Here is a 16,525-nt window from a genome sequence, read left to right on the forward strand (position 1 = left end):
CTGTTGTTTCTTCTTCGACTGAATATCCCGGGATCGTCGTATACGACGATGGGGCAGAGCCCCGCCACGGCGGATCAGCCGCCGACCAGCACCGTCCACCAGACCTTGTTGGTCGGCTCCTGGAACCAGCCCATGCCCAGTTCGCGCGCGGCCGGGTCCATCAGGATGTCGCGGGTGTCGCGGGTCTGCATCCAGGCGCCCAGCGTGCTGATCTCGTTCTCATAGGTTTCCGAGATGTCCTCGCCCAGGAGCCGCCCGGCATAGCCCTGGCGGCGCACCCGCTCCAGCGGCGAGGAGCCGTCCGAACCGAAGTGCCAGGCCCTGTTCTGCGCCGACATGTCGCGGGAATGGGCCATGGCGGCGGCGGCCAGCTGCGGGCTCAGCGTCAGCGCCTGCAACCCCTGCTGGGTGCGCAGCAGGTTGATCTGGGTCAGCACGCGGGTCGGGATCTCGGCCTCATCGCGCGGGGTGATCCGGTAGGCCACGGGAATCGGCTGCCCGTCGGGCCCGACCTGGGGAACTGGGCGGACGGCGCAGGCCGACAGGGTCATCAGGGCCAGGACGGCGGCAAGGGTCAGCTTGGTCATGATCGGGTCCGTTCAAGGGTTTGTGCCCGATTACCGGACGGGATTCGGGCCTTCAAACCCAAGAATGCGTGTGGCGCCACGATGCCCGTGCGGGCGTTGCATCCGTGCCCGGTTCAGGCCTGGGCGGGCTCGCTTTCGTCGTCCTCGACCGACAGGATGGCAGGCACGGCGGGGCAGGGCAGAAGCCCGTTCATCGCCACGTCCCCCAGCGTCGTGTTGTGCAGGAAGACATAGACATGGGCCGACAACCCTTCCCACAGCCGGTTGGTCAGCGACTGCGCGCGCGTCCCGCTCTGCCCGCCCGAGGCGCCGGCGCCCACGTGCAGCGCGCTGACCGTCTCGTCGACGGCGCCCAGGATGTCGGCCACCCGGATGGCCTCGGGCGCCCGCGCCAGCTTGTAGCCGCCGCCCGGGCCGCGCACGCTTTCGACCAGCCCCGCGCGGCGCAGCCGCACGAACAGCTGTTCCAGGTAGGGCAGCGAGATGTTCTGCCGTTTCGAGATTGCCGCCAGCGTCGTCAGCCGACCGGGGCTGGTCGCCAGATCGACCAGCGCGACCATCGCATAGCGGCCCTTGGTGGAAAGCTTCATCTGCGCGCCCCCTGTCCTGACGGGCGGTCCAGACGGGCGGGACAGATTGACGCCGTCTTGCGCCCTGCGCTAAGCCCGCCCTGCCGTTTCTTGCGGAAACCGGCTGCGCGTCCCAGATGTCCGTCTAAGGTCTGCCATCCGCTGCGTCAAGGAACCCGCCCGGCGTCGCCGCGCGGGCCGCGCAGGGTCAGCCGAACAGGAGTGTCATGCCCGAGCTTATCTTCCCCGGACCCGAAGGCCGCCTGGAAGGGCGCTATCACCCGCAACCCAAGCCCGATGCCCCCATCGCCATCGTGCTGCATCCGCATCCGCAATATGGCGGAACGATGAACAACCGGGTAGTCTACAACCTGCATTATGCCTTCCACCGGATGGGCTTCACGGTGATGCGCTTCAACTTCCGGGGCGTCGGCCGCAGCCAGGGCGAGTTCGACCAGGGCATCGGAGAGCTGTCGGACGCCGCCTCGGCGCTGGACTACCTGCAGGCGATGAACCCCAATTCAAAGCACTGCTGGGTCGCGGGCTTCAGCTTCGGCGCCTGGATCGGGATGCAGCTTCTGATGCGCCGGCCCGAGATCACGGGCTTTGTCAGCGTGTCGCCGCCCGCGAACATGTATGACTTCAGCTTCCTCGCGCCCTGCCCCTCCTCGGGCCTCATCATCAACGGCACCGCCGACCGCGTGGCGCCCCCCAAGGACACCAACGCGCTGGTCGCCAAGCTGCGCGAGCAGAAGGGCATCACCATCACGCATGAGGAAATCGAAGGCGCGGACCACTTCTTCCGCGACGACGAGGCCCACATGAAGCCGATGATCGACACCGTGCAGGCTTACGTGCGCAAGCGGCTGACCGAGACGACGCGCTGAAAACGGGCGCGCCCCCGGGCGGGGGCGGGCCGCCGCCGGTCGGGATCAGCTCGCCAGCGCGACCCCGTTCTTGCCGTGGCGCTCGGCCAGCTTGCGGGCCAGGCGGCCGGGCACGAGCTGGCGGGCAGGGGGGAAGCCGTCCTCACCCTCGCACAATTCGGGGAAAAGCGCGTGGATCTCGGCCGCCGCGGCCTCGCCCAGCGCGGCCAGCGCCACCGGGCCGGGGTAAAGCGATTCCGTCTCGGCCCCGTTCGAGACCAGCACCTCGTGATGGTCGAACATCAGGTGCAGATAGGTGACGTCGCGCGCCGCCTCGTCGATCTCGATGCCGGGCAGGGACAGAAGCTGCTTGGCGGCGACCAGCACCTCGGCCGCGCCGAACATGCGCACCGCGATGGCCGAGCGCACCAGGATGCGATGCTGGGGCGAGACGATCAGGTCCCGTGCGGGCTGCCCCGCGCCCAGCGCGCCCGCCTTGATGCGGATCGGGCGCAGGTTCGGCTGCGCCGCAAGCTCGGCCGGGCGCAGCACCCGGCGGCCGATCCAGCGGAGGGGCTGCAAGCCGTTGTCGCGTGTCCAGACGAGATCGCCCAAGGCCAGGTCCTCGACCGGGCGCTCGCCTTGGGCGGTGCGGATCAGGGTGCCCGCGGTGAAGCAGGGCACGATCGGAAGATCGAAGATATCGGGGGTGAAGGAAATGCGCGACGACGGATAGATGGTCGCCGGAAACGGCTTTGCCTTCAGGATGGTGACGCCGCGCAGCCCGTCGATGTTCTTCCAGTCCCTGAGCGTATCGACCGAAGGGCGGAAGAACATGTCGCCATTGGCCATCTGGATCAGCACACCCGATTCATCGGTCGTGCATCCATCGGGAAGGGTCAGCCTGTAATCGACCTCGAAGAAGCCGGTGATCTGCGTCGAAATCTTTTTGCCCGATTGCGGCGACACATAGGTCATCGCCGAGGGCTGGTCCTTGTTGTAGCTGGACGAAAAGCCCCATTCAGGCTTCCACCATTCCCCGACCTTGTATTCCTTGCCGCTGAGCGCGACCGGCTTGATTTCGGCCGGGCCGAAGGCATCGTAGCCCACAAGGGCATTGGCCTCGTTCTGCGTCGCCGGTGAATTGGCGGTGGAATTGAATTGCGGCTGATTGCCGAACCAAAGCAAATTGACCGTGGCCACTGGAAACATCCTGACGTGTAAACTGGTAACAGTTCTCGTCTTTAGCTTGTCCTATGGCCTTCGATGAAGCTGTACTTCCGGACAGTTTTAGTCAAAAACGCCGCTAATCGGGTGTAATCCGAATTTGACGTGGCGGCATCTAGCGGCATCCCTTTGCACCCGGATGCTGCGGCATACCATCGCATACCGTCTTCACATCCGGGCGGATCGGCGCTATGGGCCCGCAACGCCAACGCCCAAGGGGAGCCTCCCATGACCAAGATCAAGGTAGACAATCCCGTCGTCGAACTGGACGGCGACGAGATGACCCGGATCATCTGGGACTTCATCAAGAAGAAGCTGATCCTGCCCTATCTGGACATCGACCTGAAATACTACGACCTCGGCATCGAGGAGCGTGACCGCACCGAGGACCAGGTCACCATCGACGCGGCCAACGCGATCAAGCAGCATGGCGTCGGCGTCAAATGCGCGACCATCACCCCCGACGAGGCGCGGGTCGAGGAATTCGGCCTCAAGAAGATGTGGAAGTCGCCCAATGGCACCATCCGCAACATCCTGGGCGGCGTGATCTTCCGCGAGCCGATCATCGCCCGCAACGTCCCCCGCCTGGTTCCCCACTGGACCCAGCCCGTGATCGTCGGCCGCCACGCCTTCGGCGACCAGTACAAGGCCACCGACTTCCGCTTCCCCGGCAAGGGCACGCTGTCGATCAAGTTCGTCGGCGAGGACGGCGAGACGATCGAGCACGAGGTGTTCCGCTCGCCCGGCGCCGGCGTGGCGATGGGGATGTACAACCTGGACGACTCGATCCGCGACTTTGCCCGTGCCAGCCTGAACTATGGCCTGCAGCGCGGCTATCCGGTCTACCTGTCCACCAAGAACACGATCCTCAAGGCCTATGACGGCCGCTTCAAGGACATCTTCCAGGAGGTGTTCGACGCCGAGTTCGCCGACGGGTTCAAGGCCAAGGGCATCACCTACGAGCACCGGCTGATCGACGACATGGTGGCCTCGGCGCTGAAGTGGTCGGGCGGCTATGTCTGGGCCTGCAAGAACTACGACGGCGACGTGGAATCCGACATCGTGGCGCAGGGCTTCGGCTCGCTCGGGCTGATGACCTCGGTGCTGATGACGCCCGACGGCAAGACCGTCGAGGCCGAGGCCGCGCATGGCACCGTGACCCGCCACTACCGCGAGCATCAGAAGGGCAAGGAAACCTCGACCAACTCCATCGCCTCGATCTACGCCTGGACAGGCGGGCTGAAGCACCGCGCCAAGCTGGACGGCAACGAGCAGCTGCAGCGCTTTGCCGAGACGCTGGAGCGCGTGACCGTGCAGGCGGTCGAGGACGGCTTCATGACCAAGGACCTCGCCCTGCTGGTCGGCCCCGACCAGAAGTGGCTGTCGACCATGGGCTACCTGGAAAAGGTGGACGACTACCTGAACAAGGCGCTGGCGGGCTGACCGCTGCCCCTTTGCGGGAAACGGAAACGGCCGGGCGATTGCCCGGCCGTTCTCATGTCGTGCCCAGAGAAAGATCGCGCCCGCGCCGCAAGTCGCCGGGCGCGATCCTCCTGCCGGTCAGCTCGACTCAGCTCGACGGCCCGCGCGGATCGTCGCTGTCGGGATACCAGTCCACGATGGCGACCTGCGTGGCGGCGCCGGTCGCGCGCAGCTTTTCCGCGAACTCGGCCGGGTCGTTGCCACGGTGGTGATAGGGGATGACCATCTTCGGCGCCATCTCGGCCACGCCTTCGACCGCCTGGTCCACCTCCATCGTGTAGGGCAGGTTCATCGGCACGAAGGCGACGGCGATGTCCTTCTGGGCGCGGAACTCGGGCGTGGCCTCGGTGTCGCCCGCGATGTAGATGCGGCCGTGGTCGGCCGAGGTCAGCACATAGCCGTTGTCGCGCCCCTTCGGGTGATACTGCAACCGGTCGGGCGTGGTGTTGTAGGCAGGCACGGCCTCAATGGGCATCCCCGCGACCTCGCCCGTGTCGCCGTTCTTCATCACAGTCGCCCGCGCCCGAAGCGCCTCGGGCAGCTTCTCGGCGACCGCCGGGTTCACGATCAGCGCAACGCCCTCGGTCACGACGGCGGCCAGCGTCTCGGCGTCGAAGTGGTCGCCGTGTTCATGCGTGACCAGCACGGCGGCGGGCGTCCCGGCCGAGGCATAGCGCTCGGCCCCGCCCACCGGGTCCACCAGGATCTTCTGGCCGCCCAGCGTCAGCATCAGGCTCGCATGGCCGAAGGGGGTCAGGAACTCGGGCGCGGCCGCGGTTCCAGGGGCCGCCGCCTGCGCCCGCAGCATGGCGGGCAGGCTGGCCGCGGCCCCCGCGGCCAGGGCGGCGGCAAGGGTCTGGCGTCGGTTGAGGCGCATCGCATGTCTCCGAAGATTGAGGGGCGACGATCAATTCCCGCGCGCCACCCCCGGTTCCCCACCCCGCGGGTCTTTCCCCCGGGGCCCCCGCAAGCTATCTCCACGCCATCCCCAGTCTCGGAGCGCCGCCGATGAAAGCCGCCGTCATCACCTTCCCCGGGTCCAACTGCGACCGCGACCTCCTTGTCGCGCTGAAGGCCGCAGGCGCCGATGTCGCCCGCGTCTGGCACAAGGACGAGGCGCTGCCGCAGGGGACCGACCTTGTCGCGGTGCCGGGCGGCTTCTCCTTCGGCGACTACCTGCGCTGCGGGGCCATCGCCGCCCGCTCGCCCGTCGCGGGCGCGATCCGCGACCATGCCCAGCGGGGCGGCTATGTGCTGGGCATCTGCAACGGCTTCCAGGTGCTGACGGAACTGGGCCTGCTGCCCGGCGCGCTCATGCGCAACGCGGGCCTGACCTTCATCTGCAAGGACGCCGCCCTGCGCGTCGAATCGCGCGACAACGCCTTCCTGTCGGCCTTCTCGGACGGCGAGGAGATCACCTTCCCCGTCGCCCATCATGACGGCAACTACCAGATCGACGCCGAGGGCCTGGCCCGCCTGAAGGCCGAGAGTCGCATCGCGCTGACCTATCGCGGCGGCATGAACGGCTCGATGTCGGACATCGCGGGCGTGCTGTCGGAAAACCGCCGGGTGCTTGGGATGATGCCGCATCCTGAACGCGCGGCGGAAGCGGCGCATGGCGGCTCGGACGGGGCGCGGCTGTTCCACGGACTGATCGACTCGACCGTCGCGGCGTAAAGCAGCCGGCCGACGCAAGAGCTTGAGCGGAAGCCCGCCAACCCATAGATTGGCCGGCATGGCAGATCGCGGCCAAGAGATCGTGGACGACCCGACCCATCCCGCCGCGCTGCGCGCCCGGGTGGCCGCCCGTGCCCGGCTGGTCAACCGCCTTGCCGTTGCCCTGCTGCTGGCCGCGGCCGTTGGCGCCATCTGGTGGACCAATGTCTGGCTGACCGAGCGCTTCTCGGAAAACACCCGCGTGCGGGCCGAACTGCGCTCGGCCCTTTATACCGGCAACCTGCTGTCCGAACTGCAGCGCACGGCGGTCGTGCCGCTGCTTCTCGCGCGCGACCCCGCGCTGATCGGCGCGCTCAGCACCAAGGACTACGCCACCGTCTCGGCCCGGCTGATCGCCGCGCAGAAGGACATCGGCGCGGCCTCGATCCGGCTTCTGGACAATTCGGGCCGCACGGTCGGGGCCACGGACCGCAAGCTTCTGGGCGCGAATTACGTGCTCTCGCCCTTCTATGTCGAGGCGCTGCGGACGAACGACACGGTTTTCACCGTCTCGCCGGGCGACACGGGCGGATTCGACTTCACCTATTCCCGCGCCGTGGTCAGCGACGGGCGCGCGCTGGGGGTGATCGTCGTCGGCGCCGACCTGCTGCGGCTGGAACGGTCGTGGTCGGGCATCTCGGACGCGGTGGCGGTCACCGACAGCTCGGGCCAGATCATCCTTTCGACCGAGCCGCGCTGGCGCGGCCACACGCTGGCCGACGCGCTGGCGGTCCGTTCCGCCCCCTCGGCCATCGAGCGCGCCTTCCAGGTCACCGCCGACTGGTCCAGCCGCCCCGCCGATGCCTATGTGGGCGGCCGCGCGGTCATGCAGACGGAAACGCGCATCCCCTTCCGGGGCTGGCGGATGACCCTGTTCACCACCTTCGATTCGGTGCGCGACCGGGTGAACGCCTTCCTTGCGCTGGAAATCATGGGCTTTGCCCTGCTGATGGCCTTGAGCTTCTATGTCCTGTCGCGCCGCGCCAGCGTCCAGTCCGCCCGCTATCGCCGGGAATCGGCCGACCTGCGGGCGCTGAACGCCCGGCTCACGCGCGAGATCGCGGAACGCGAGCGGATGCAGCGCGAACTGCGCGTGGCCGAGCAAACCGTCCAGCAGGCCTCGAAGCTGGCCGCGCTGGGCGAGATGTCGGCGGGCGTCAGCCACGAGCTGAACCAGCCGCTTGCTGCGATGAAGACCTATCTCGCGGGCGCGCGCCTGCTGCTGGAACGCGGGCGGGGGGACGAGGCGCTGACCTCGTTCCAGCGCATCGACGACCTTCTGGACCGCATGGGCACCATCACCCGCCAGCTCAAGTCCTATGCCCGCAAGGGCGGCGAGGCCTTCGAGCCGGTGGACCTGCGCGTCGCGCTGTCCGGGGCGCTGACGATGATGGAGCCGCAGTTGCGCAACCGCCGCGTCCGCCTGCAGCGCAGCCTGCCGCGCGAGCCGGTGATGGTCTTCTGCGACCGCATCCGGCTGGAACAGGTCATCATCAACCTGCTGCGCAACGCCATGGACGCCACGCGCGAGATCCGCGACCCCTCGATCGAGCTGGTGGTGGACAAGCTTTCGCACGCGCGGCTGTCGGTGCGCGACAACGGCCCCGGCGTGGCCGACTTGGAAAAGCTGTTCGAGCCCTTCTGGACCACGAAAAGCCCCGGCGAGGGCACCGGCCTCGGGCTTGCGATCTCGTCGGGCATCGTGGCCGATTTCGGCGGCCGCCTGACCGCCCACAACCGCGACAGCGGCGGCGCGGTGTTCGACCTCGAGCTGCCGCTGTATGAACCCGCCCGGCGCGGCGCCACGCCGCTCGCCGCGGAATGACGAAAGGACTTCGCAGATGACGCAGACGATGACCGTGGCGATCGTCGATGACGAACCCGACATGCGCGAATCGATCAGCCAGTGGCTGACGCTATCGGGCTTCCGCACCGAAAGCTTCGCCAGTGCCGAAGAGGCGCTGAAGGCCATCGGCCCCGACTGGCCCGGCGTGGTGATCTCGGACATCCGGATGCCCGGCATGGACGGGATGGCCTTCCTCAAGCGGCTGATGGGCCAGGATTCGGGCCTGCCCGTCATCATGATCACCGGCCATGGCGACGTGCCCATGGCGGTCGAGGCGATGCGTCTGGGCGCCATGGACTTCATGGAAAAGCCCTTCAACCCCGACCGGATGACGGAACTGGCCAAGAAGGCCACGCAGGCCCGGCGGATCACGCTGGACAACCGCGCCCTGCGCCGGGATCTCAGCGAAGGACAGCAGGTCATGTCCAAGCTGGTGGGCTCCAGCCCCGCGATGGAACGGCTGCGCGAGGATATCCTCGATCTCGGCCAGGCCGACGGCCATGTGCTGATCGACGGCGAGACGGGGACCGGCAAGACGCTGGTAGCCCACGCCCTGCACGCCGTCGGGCCGCGCGCGTCCCGCAAGTTCGTTCCCATCAGTTGCGCGGCGTATAACGAGGAGGCGCTGGCCACGCGGCTCTTCGGCCCGGTCGAGGACGGGCTTCCGGCTGTCGAGGAGGCGCGCGGCGGCACGCTCTGCCTCGAGGACATCGAGGCGCTGTCCGAGCCTCTCCAGGCGCGGCTTCTGGCCTTCATCGCGGGGCAGGGCGCGCCCGCCGAGACGCGGATCATCGCCATCTCCAACGCCCGCGGCGAGGGCCGCCGGGCCGAGGACAGCCTGCGGCCCGACCTCTTCTATCGCCTGTCGGCCTTGAAGATCACCCTGCCGCCCCTGCGCCAGCGGGGCGAGGATATCCTCGCGCTCTTCACCCGCATGACCGAACAGTTCGCCGACGAATACGGCTGCGAGCCGCCCCAGATCACCGCGCAGGAGGCCGCCCAGCTTCTGCAGGCGCCCTGGCCCGGCAACATCCGCCAGCTCATCAACGTGGCCGAGCGCGCGGTCCTGCAGAACCGGCGCGGCTCGGGGTCGATCACCTCGCTCCTGATGGGAGACGGCGAAGAGGCGCAGACCGATGCGACGACCACGGAAGGCAAGCCGCTCAAGGAATATGTCGAAAGCTTCGAGAAGATGCTGATCGACAACACCATGCGCCGCCACAAGGGCTCGATCAGCGCCGTCATGGACGAATTGTGCCTGCCGCGCCGGACACTGAACGAGAAGATGGCCAAATATGGCCTCAGCCGCAGCGACTATCTCTAGGCAGACGGGTTGTGCATCCGCTGTGCATGGACTGTGCATCGGCGGTGCTGCAACCAAGGGCTGAAAAGGCCGCCAACGCTTTCGCATTGTCATTCCTCGGCTTCACACCCTATGTTGGACCCATGCGCGGGCTTGCGGCCGTCTGATCGGCCGCGCTTGCCCGGCACCCGGTTTCGCAACGCGGTGGTCTTGTCGGTTTTTTCCGGCAGTCCCCTGCGTGGGAAAAAGCCGGCGGACCGGCTCGTCCCTGGGGACGCGCGGCCCGCCGAAACATTCGCCGCCCTCGGCCGTGTGATGCGGTTCAAGGGCACAGGAAAAAGAGACGCGATGGATCGCGCGATGGATGACGACGCACGGAGCCGGCGGGGCATGAGCCCCGCGGGCCATGTGGTCGCCGGCCCCGCAGTCCCGTCCGGCGCCCTCCGCGCGTCCTCATCAAGCCGCACCTCCATGTCCGATCCGCCTTTGCGCAGACGGACCGGGCTGCGCGAAAGAACGATTCATGGCAAAGAAAATGCTGATCGATGCCACGCATCCCGAGGAAACTCGGGTCGTCGTGGCGGACGGAACCAGGGTCGAAGACTTTGATTTCGAGACACTGAACAAGCGGCAACTCGCCGGCAACATCTACCTGGCCAAGGTCACGCGGGTCGAACCCTCGCTGCAGGCGGCCTTCGTGGATTACGGCGGGAATCGCCACGGCTTCCTGGCCTTCGCGGAAATCCACCCGGATTACTACCAGATCCCCGCCGCCGACCGCCGCGCGCTGATCGAGGAGGACCGCGCCGCTGCCGAGGAGGCAGAGGCCGAGGAGGGCGCGCAGGAGCGTCGTCCCCGCAACAGCCGGAACCGCAGCCGCAGCCGCGACGAGCGTGCCGAGCGTGCGACCGGCAGCGATGCCGTGACCCGCTCCGAGCATGTGCCGGGGATGGAGGTCATCGACGCGGGCGCCGAGGACCAGGCCGAGGAGGCCGCCGTGGAATCGGGCTTCGCCGCCGCGGGCGGCGATGTCGTGGACGCCTCGGTCGAGGGGCAGGGCGGCAATGCCGACGCGCCCGAGCCCGCGCCCCAGGACGGGCCTGCGCGCGCCGAGGCGGAGGCTGACGACGAGGCCTCATCCGAGGAGCCCTCGGACGACGACAAGGCCGAGGGCCGGGCTACCGACCACGACGACGAGATCGAATCCGTCGCCGAGGAGGACGTCGCCGAGGAGATCCGCCCCGCCCGCAAGCCCCGCGCGCGTCGCTACAAGATCCAGGAAGTGATCAAGGTCCGGCAGATCATGCTGGTCCAGGTCGTCAAGGAGGAACGCGGCAACAAGGGCGCGGCGCTGACGACCTATCTGAGCCTTGCGGGCCGCTATTGCGTGCTGATGCCCAACACCGCGCGCGGCGGCGGGATCTCCCGCAAGATCACCAATGTCGCCGACCGCAAGAAGCTGAAGGAGATCGCCGCGCAGCTCGAGGTGCCGCAGGGCGCCGGGCTGATCATCCGCACCGCCGGAAGCCAGCGGACGCAGACCGAGATCAAGCGCGACTACGAATACCTCATGCGCCTGTGGGAGCAGATCCGCGAGCTGACCTTCAAGTCGATCGCGCCCGCGCCGATCTACGAGGAAGGCGACCTCATCAAGCGGTCCATCCGCGACCTTTACAGCAAGGACATCGACGAGGTGCTGGTCGAGGGCGAGCGCGGCTATCGCACCGCCCGCGACTTCATGGCGATGATCATGCCGACGCAGGTCCGGGCCGTGAAGCACTACACCGACCCGACGCCGCTTTATGCGCGCTATCAGGTCGAAAGCTATCTCGGCGGGATGTTCAGCCCGGTCGTGCAACTGAAATCGGGCGGCTACATCGTCATCGGCATCACCGAGGCGCTGGTCGCCATCGACGTGAACTCGGGGCGGGCCACGAAGGAAGGCTCGATCGAGGAGACGGCCTTCAAGACCAACTGCGAGGCCGCCGACGAGATCGCGCGCCAGCTGCGCCTGCGCGACTTGGCGGGCCTGATCGTCATCGACTTCATCGACATGGACGAGCGCAAGAACAACGCCGCCGTCGAGAAGCGCTTCAAGGAGGCGCTGAAGAACGACCGCGCCCGCATCCAGGTCGGCCGCATCTCGGGCTTCGGCCTGCTGGAGATGAGCCGCCAGCGGCTGCGGCCGGGGATGCTGGAATCGACCACCCAGCCCTGCCCGCATTGCCACGGCACCGGGCTGATCCGGTCCGACGATTCCATGGCGCTGACGATCCTGCGCGCGATCGAGGAAGAGGGCACGCGCAAGCGGTCCCGCGAGGTGCTGGTGCGTGCGCCGGTCGCCGTCGCCAACTACCTGATGAACCAGAAGCGCGAGCATATCGCCACCATCGAGACGCGCTATGGCCTGTCGGTGCGGGTCGAGGCCGATCCGTCGCTGATCTCGCCCGACTACACGATGGAGAAGTTCAAGACCGCGACCCGCGTGGTGCCCGAGCCGGCCTCGGCCGCGCTGTCGGTCGATGCGCGCCTGATGGCCGAGATCGACGAGCACGAGGACCTTGCCGAGGAGGAGGTCGAGGCGGAGGCCCAAGCCGAAGCTGCGGACGTCACGGCGTCTGGAGCTTCTGCCGAGGAGGAAAGCGAAAGCGGCTCGCGCCGCCGCCGCCGCCGCCGCCGCCGGGGCGGGCGCAATGGTGACGAGGCGCACGGGGGCGAGCAGACGGTTTCGGACGACGCCGAGTCCGAGGCGCAGCCCCTGCAGGCCGAGGCCGAGGGCGAGGCTGCCGAGGAGGACAAGCCCGCCGGTCGTGCCCGCCGCTCGCGGTCGCGGTCGCGCCGCCGCGGTGAGGATCGGGATGCCACCCGCACCGAGGCCGGGGATGCGCCGCAGGGCCTCATCGACGAAAGCCGCGACGTTCCGGCGGGCGAGGGCGAGCCGGTGGAAACCGGCGGCATCCCCGCGAATGCGGATGGGCTGAGCGACGACACCGAGGCTACTCGGGACAACGCTCCCGAGGCTGCGGACATGGCCGAAGCGGCGGCGGACACTGCCCAGCCGCAGGATGCCGGCCAGGACGCAGTGCCTGCTGAGGTCGCCGAGGTTCCGGCCCAGCCGGAGGTGACCTCGGGCCTGACCGAAGTTGCACCGTCGCACGAGGCGGCAGCGGGTGACGATGGGAACGTGGCAGAGGCCGAGGCAATCTCCGAGGCTCCGGCCTTGGAGGAAGGCACGGCGGTTGTTGCGGATGAGGCTGCAGGAGATGACGCGGTGACCGGCGAGGTATCGCCTGCGTTCTCCGAAATCGCCCCTGTCGTGGATGCCGAGCCGCAGGCCGATGTTTCGGTCCTCGAAGCGCCCGAGCCTGCCGCCGAGCCGCGGCCCCGGCGCCGGGGCTGGTGGTCCAGGGGCTGACCTGACGCAGCCGTGACGTTCTGACGCGAGGCCGGGGCTTTCCCGGCCTCGTTCTTTTCGCCAAGGTGCCGCCCATGTTTGGGATCGAACTTGCCGATGCGGCCATCCTGCCGGCCGCGCTTGTCGCGGTGGTCGCGGGAATCCTGTCCTTCCTGTCGCCTTGCGTGCTGCCGATCGTGCCGCCCTACCTGGCCTACATGACAGGGGTGAAGGTTTCGGCCCTGAAGGAGCGCCAGCGCAGCGCGGTGCTGCCGGCGCTGTTCTTCGTGCTGGGGCTGTCCACCGTCTTCCTGCTGATGGGCTATGCGGCCTCGGCCTTCGGCCGGGCCTTCCTGCAGTATCAGCCCATGCTGGTGACGATCTCGGGCATCTTCGTGATCCTGCTGGGGCTGCATTTCCTGCATGTCTTCCGCATCCCGATGCTCGACCGCGAGGCGCGGATCGAGGCAGGGGACAAGGGCGGCACGGCGATGGGAGCCTATCTGCTGGGCCTTGCCTTCGCCTTCGGCTGGACGCCCTGCATCGGGCCGCAGCTTTCCATGATCCTGACGCTGGCCGCGACCGACCCGACGCGCGGCACGACGCTGCTGGGGGTCTATGCGCTGGGCTTGGGCATCCCCTTCCTGCTGTCGGCGATCTTCATCGAGCGGTCCATCGGGCTGATGAACCGCCTGAAGCGGCACATGGGAGTGATCGAGCGGATCTCGGGCGTCCTGCTGATCGCCGTCGGTGTGCTGCTGCTGACCGGCTGGCTGGGGGTCATCAGCTATTGGCTGCTGGAGACCTTCCCGGCGCTGGCCGCAATCGGCTGAACCGCCCAGGACGGCGCACGCTTTTCAAGAAAGGCGTTCAGCCCCTCGTCGGTCTCGGGCAGCATCAGGTTTTCGCACATGACGGCGCCGGTCTGCCGGTAAGCGTCGGCAAGGCCAAGGCCAAGCTGTTCGCGGAAAGCCCGCTTGCCCAGCCGCACTGCCACCGGCAGCTTGGTCGCGACCAGTTGCGCCAGCGCCATGGTCTCCTCGGCCAGCCGCGCGGGTGGAACGACGCGGTTCACCAGTCCCAACTCGCGGGCACGCTGAGCGTCGTTGAACTCGCCCGTGACCAGCATCTCGAAGGCGGCGCGGGGATGGATTGCCCGGGTCAGCGCCACCATGGGCGTCGCGCAGAAAAGCCCGATGTTGATGCCGTTGACGCCGAAGCGCACGTTCTCGGCGGCCACCGCCATGTCGCAACTGGCGACCAGCTGGCAGCCTGCTGCGGTGGCGATTCCCTGCACCTCGGCGATGACCGGCTGGGGCAGGGCGCCGATGGCCTGCATGACGCGGGCACAGTCCCCGAACAGAGTCTGATAGGCCGCCTCGCCACCATCCGCATCCCCACGCGCCGCCTGCATCTGCTTCAGGTCGTGGCCCGCCGAGAAGGCCTTGCCTTCGGCCGCAAGGATCACGGCGCGCACGGCATTGTCGGCGGCGATCCGGTCCAGTTCCCCGGCCAGCGCGGCCAGCATCTCGTTCGACAGTGCGTTGTAGTTCGCCCCGCTGGTCATCACCAGGCGCGCGACCGCGCCGTGGTCCTCTCGCCGGATCAGTTCGCCGGTGTTCGCCATTGTCTCTCCCCTCCTGCTCGCGCCAAAGTCTAGGCGGCGAAAGAGATGGGGAAAAGCATGATGCAGCCGCAGGAGATCGAGGCCTTCCTGGACCGCGAGTTCCCGCAGGTCAGCGGATACAGCGTGACGCGGGTGGACGGGCAAGGCGTGGAGATGCGGCTGGCCGTCGAGGACCGGCACCTGCGGCCCGGAGGCACGGTCTCGGGGCCGACGATGTTCGAACTGGCGGACCTTGCAATGTATGCAGCCGTGCTGTCGCGGATCGGGCCGGTGGCGCTGGCGGTGACAACGGGGGCCAACATCGACTTCATGCGCAAGCCTGCGGCAGGGCGCGATCTGCTGGCGGAATGCCGGCTGCTGAAGCTGGGAAACGTCCTGGCCGTTGGCGACGTGCTGATCCGCAGCGAGGGGGCCGAGGTGCCGGTCGCACGGGCGTCTCTGACCTATTCGATTCCGCCGAAATCGCGCAGGAACTAGGCCGTAGTCACTGGTATCATATTACCAATGTCGTAAGTGCATGAGATGAAATAATTTTTCGGCGCGCTCGCGCGTTGACCGGAGGGGGTGCTTTGGTGCATAGACCCCTATCCGAATTCACACCCCCCGAAAGGGACGACCGATGAAGACCTATACCGCGAAACCGGCGGAGATCGAGAAGAAGTGGATCCTGATCGACGCCGAGGGCGTCGTTCTGGGCCGCCTCGCCACGATCGTCGCCAGCCGCCTGCGCGGCAAGCACAAGCCGACCTACACGCCGCACATGGACATGGGCGACAACGTGATCGTCATCAACGCCGACAAGGTGCAGATGACCGGCGACAAGCGCGACGACAAGAAATACTACTGGCACACCGGCCATCCGGGCGGGATCAAGCACCGCACCGCCCGCCAGGTGCTGGAAGGCGCCCATCCCGAGCGCGTCGTCATCAAGGCCGTCGAGCGCATGATCAGCCGCAACAAGCTGGGCAAGCAGCAGATGACCAACCTGCGCGTCTATGCCGGCGACCAGCACCCGCACGAGGCCCAGCAGCCCGAAGTGCTGGACGTCAAAGCGATGAACCCCAAGAACACCCGGAGCGCCTGAACATGGCCGAAGACATCAAATCGCTGGACCAGCTGAGGGACGCGGTGACGGCCAGCGCCGGCGCCGTCCAGGGCTCGACCTCGGAAGAAGCGCGCAGCCTGCAGGCCGCCGTCGCGCGTGAACCCCAGCGCGATGCGCAGGGCCGCGCCTATGCGACCGGCAAGCGCAAGGACGCGGTTGCCCGCGTCTGGGTCAAGCCCGGCTCGGGCAAGGTCACCGTCAACGGCAAGGACATGGCGGACTACTTCGCCCGTCCCGTGCTGCAGATGATCCTGCGCCAGCCTTTCGACATTGCAGGCGTCGCCAACCAGTACGACGTTTATGCGACCGTTGCCGGAGGCGGCCTTTCGGGCCAGGCCGGTGCGGTGAAGCACGGCATCTCGAAGGCGCTGCAGCTGCACGAGCCGAGCCTGCGCGCCGCCCTCAAGGCCGCGGGCTTCCTGACCCGCGACCCGCGCGTGGTCGAGCGGAAGAAATACGGCAAGGCGAAGGCCCGTCGTTCGTTCCAGTTCTCGAAGCGCTGATCGCTTCGATTCGGGCAAGGTTGGAAGGGCGCGGCATCTGCCGCGCCTTTTTTCTTTTCTGCTTCGGCGGCGTGCCAGACTCGGACCGGTCCTGTCGGGTGCTGCATGGCAACCGATTCCGTCATCCGGGCGTTGCAGAAGGGTGGGAGATTCGGGCCAGCGCCGGGGTGCGGCCGTGATGATGGTTGCCTTCCTTCCGCGCTTTGTGCGGGGAGAAAGAAGGCATTTCAACGGGCTGCAACGAAGTTGCGGCTTGGATGATTTTTTCGTCTTGCCCTCTCTGTTTGTGTCCCCTAGATA

The 16,525-nt window shown here is 67.6% G+C and carries 15 protein-coding genes; 10 read left to right on the plus strand and 5 right to left on the minus strand.

Annotation, left to right across the window (positions count from 1 at the left end):
- Positions 1-74 precede the first annotated feature (74 nt).
- Entirely contained in the window at positions 75-587 is a 513-nt protein-coding gene (gene dalA, locus ACFFII_RS14300) for a divisome-associated lipoprotein DalA (RefSeq protein ID WP_377699544.1), read from the minus strand.
- A 113-nt stretch (positions 588-700) separates the two neighbouring features.
- Complete coding sequence (gene iscR / locus ACFFII_RS14305) at positions 701-1,177, minus strand: Fe-S cluster assembly transcriptional regulator IscR (protein WP_377699545.1); 477 nt, start codon at positions 1,175-1,177, stop codon at positions 701-703.
- Positions 1,178-1,383: 206 nt separating this feature from the next.
- Here iscR and ACFFII_RS14310 point away from each other — a divergent pair, with 206 nt between their 5' ends.
- Positions 1,384-2,043, plus strand: a complete 660-nt coding sequence (locus tag ACFFII_RS14310; protein WP_377699546.1) for an alpha/beta hydrolase — start codon at positions 1,384-1,386, stop codon at positions 2,041-2,043.
- 45 nt (positions 2,044-2,088) lie between these two features.
- Here the strand turns inward: ACFFII_RS14310 and ACFFII_RS14315 are convergent, their stop codons facing one another.
- A complete protein-coding gene (locus ACFFII_RS14315) occupies positions 2,089-3,225 on the minus strand; it encodes a Hint domain-containing protein (protein WP_377699547.1) in 1,137 nt (378 codons plus the stop codon).
- A gap of 252 nt (positions 3,226-3,477) precedes the next feature.
- On the opposite strand from ACFFII_RS14315, the gene ACFFII_RS14320 reads away from it, so the two are divergent.
- Positions 3,478-4,692, plus strand: coding sequence for an NADP-dependent isocitrate dehydrogenase (locus ACFFII_RS14320; protein WP_377699548.1), 1,215 nt, complete (start codon positions 3,478-3,480; stop codon positions 4,690-4,692).
- Positions 4,693-4,819: 127 nt separating this feature from the next.
- Here the strand turns inward: ACFFII_RS14320 and ACFFII_RS14325 are convergent, their stop codons facing one another.
- Positions 4,820-5,608 carry an MBL fold metallo-hydrolase gene (locus tag ACFFII_RS14325; protein ID WP_377699549.1) on the minus strand — a complete coding sequence of 263 codons (789 nt, stop codon included), beginning with the start codon at positions 5,606-5,608 and terminating at the stop codon, positions 4,820-4,822.
- Positions 5,609-5,739: 131 nt separating this feature from the next.
- Here ACFFII_RS14325 and purQ point away from each other — a divergent pair, with 131 nt between their 5' ends.
- The 5 genes from purQ to ACFFII_RS14350 all read left to right on the plus strand — a co-directional run bounded on the left by purQ (position 5,740) and on the right by ACFFII_RS14350 (position 13,823).
- Positions 5,740-6,408, plus strand: coding sequence for a phosphoribosylformylglycinamidine synthase subunit PurQ (gene purQ, locus ACFFII_RS14330; protein ID WP_377699550.1), 669 nt, complete (start codon positions 5,740-5,742; stop codon positions 6,406-6,408).
- Between the two features lie 58 nt (positions 6,409-6,466).
- Positions 6,467-8,272 carry a sensor histidine kinase gene (locus ACFFII_RS14335; RefSeq protein ID WP_377699551.1) on the plus strand — a complete coding sequence of 602 codons (1,806 nt, stop codon included), beginning with the start codon at positions 6,467-6,469 and terminating at the stop codon, positions 8,270-8,272.
- A 16-nt stretch (positions 8,273-8,288) separates the two neighbouring features.
- Positions 8,289-9,617 carry a sigma-54-dependent transcriptional regulator gene (locus ACFFII_RS14340; protein ID WP_090753726.1) on the plus strand — a complete coding sequence of 443 codons (1,329 nt, stop codon included), beginning with the start codon at positions 8,289-8,291 and terminating at the stop codon, positions 9,615-9,617.
- Positions 9,618-10,119: 502 nt separating this feature from the next.
- On the plus strand, positions 10,120-13,011 hold the full coding sequence (locus ACFFII_RS14345; protein WP_377699552.1) for an Rne/Rng family ribonuclease: 2,892 nt from the start codon (positions 10,120-10,122) through the stop codon (positions 13,009-13,011).
- A 74-nt stretch (positions 13,012-13,085) separates the two neighbouring features.
- Entirely contained in the window at positions 13,086-13,823 is a 738-nt protein-coding gene (locus ACFFII_RS14350) for a cytochrome c biogenesis CcdA family protein (RefSeq protein ID WP_377699553.1), read from the plus strand.
- Here the strand turns inward: ACFFII_RS14350 and ACFFII_RS14355 are convergent.
- Entirely contained in the window at positions 13,778-14,617 is an 840-nt protein-coding gene (locus ACFFII_RS14355) for an enoyl-CoA hydratase (protein ID WP_377699554.1), read from the minus strand. The genes ACFFII_RS14350 and ACFFII_RS14355 overlap by 46 nt on opposite strands.
- A 60-nt stretch (positions 14,618-14,677) precedes the next feature.
- Here ACFFII_RS14355 and ACFFII_RS14360 point away from each other — a divergent pair, with 60 nt between their 5' ends.
- From ACFFII_RS14360 to rpsI, 3 genes are all read left to right on the plus strand, one after another.
- Positions 14,678-15,094 carry a PaaI family thioesterase gene (locus tag ACFFII_RS14360; RefSeq protein ID WP_377699560.1) on the plus strand — a complete coding sequence of 139 codons (417 nt, stop codon included), beginning with the start codon at positions 14,678-14,680 and terminating at the stop codon, positions 15,092-15,094.
- 142 nt (positions 15,095-15,236) lie between these two features.
- Entirely contained in the window at positions 15,237-15,701 is a 465-nt protein-coding gene (rplM, locus tag ACFFII_RS14365) for a 50S ribosomal protein L13 (RefSeq protein WP_377699555.1), read from the plus strand.
- A 2-nt stretch (positions 15,702-15,703) separates the two neighbouring features.
- Positions 15,704-16,225: a 30S ribosomal protein S9 gene (gene rpsI / locus ACFFII_RS14370; RefSeq protein WP_090753718.1), complete on the plus strand. Its 522-nt coding sequence runs from the start codon at positions 15,704-15,706 to the stop codon at positions 16,223-16,225.
- Positions 16,226-16,525 lie beyond the last annotated feature (300 nt).

The organism is Paracoccus niistensis, assembly GCF_042432925.1.
In the GTDB taxonomy this organism is placed as follows: domain Bacteria; phylum Pseudomonadota; class Alphaproteobacteria; order Rhodobacterales; family Rhodobacteraceae; genus Paracoccus; species Paracoccus niistensis.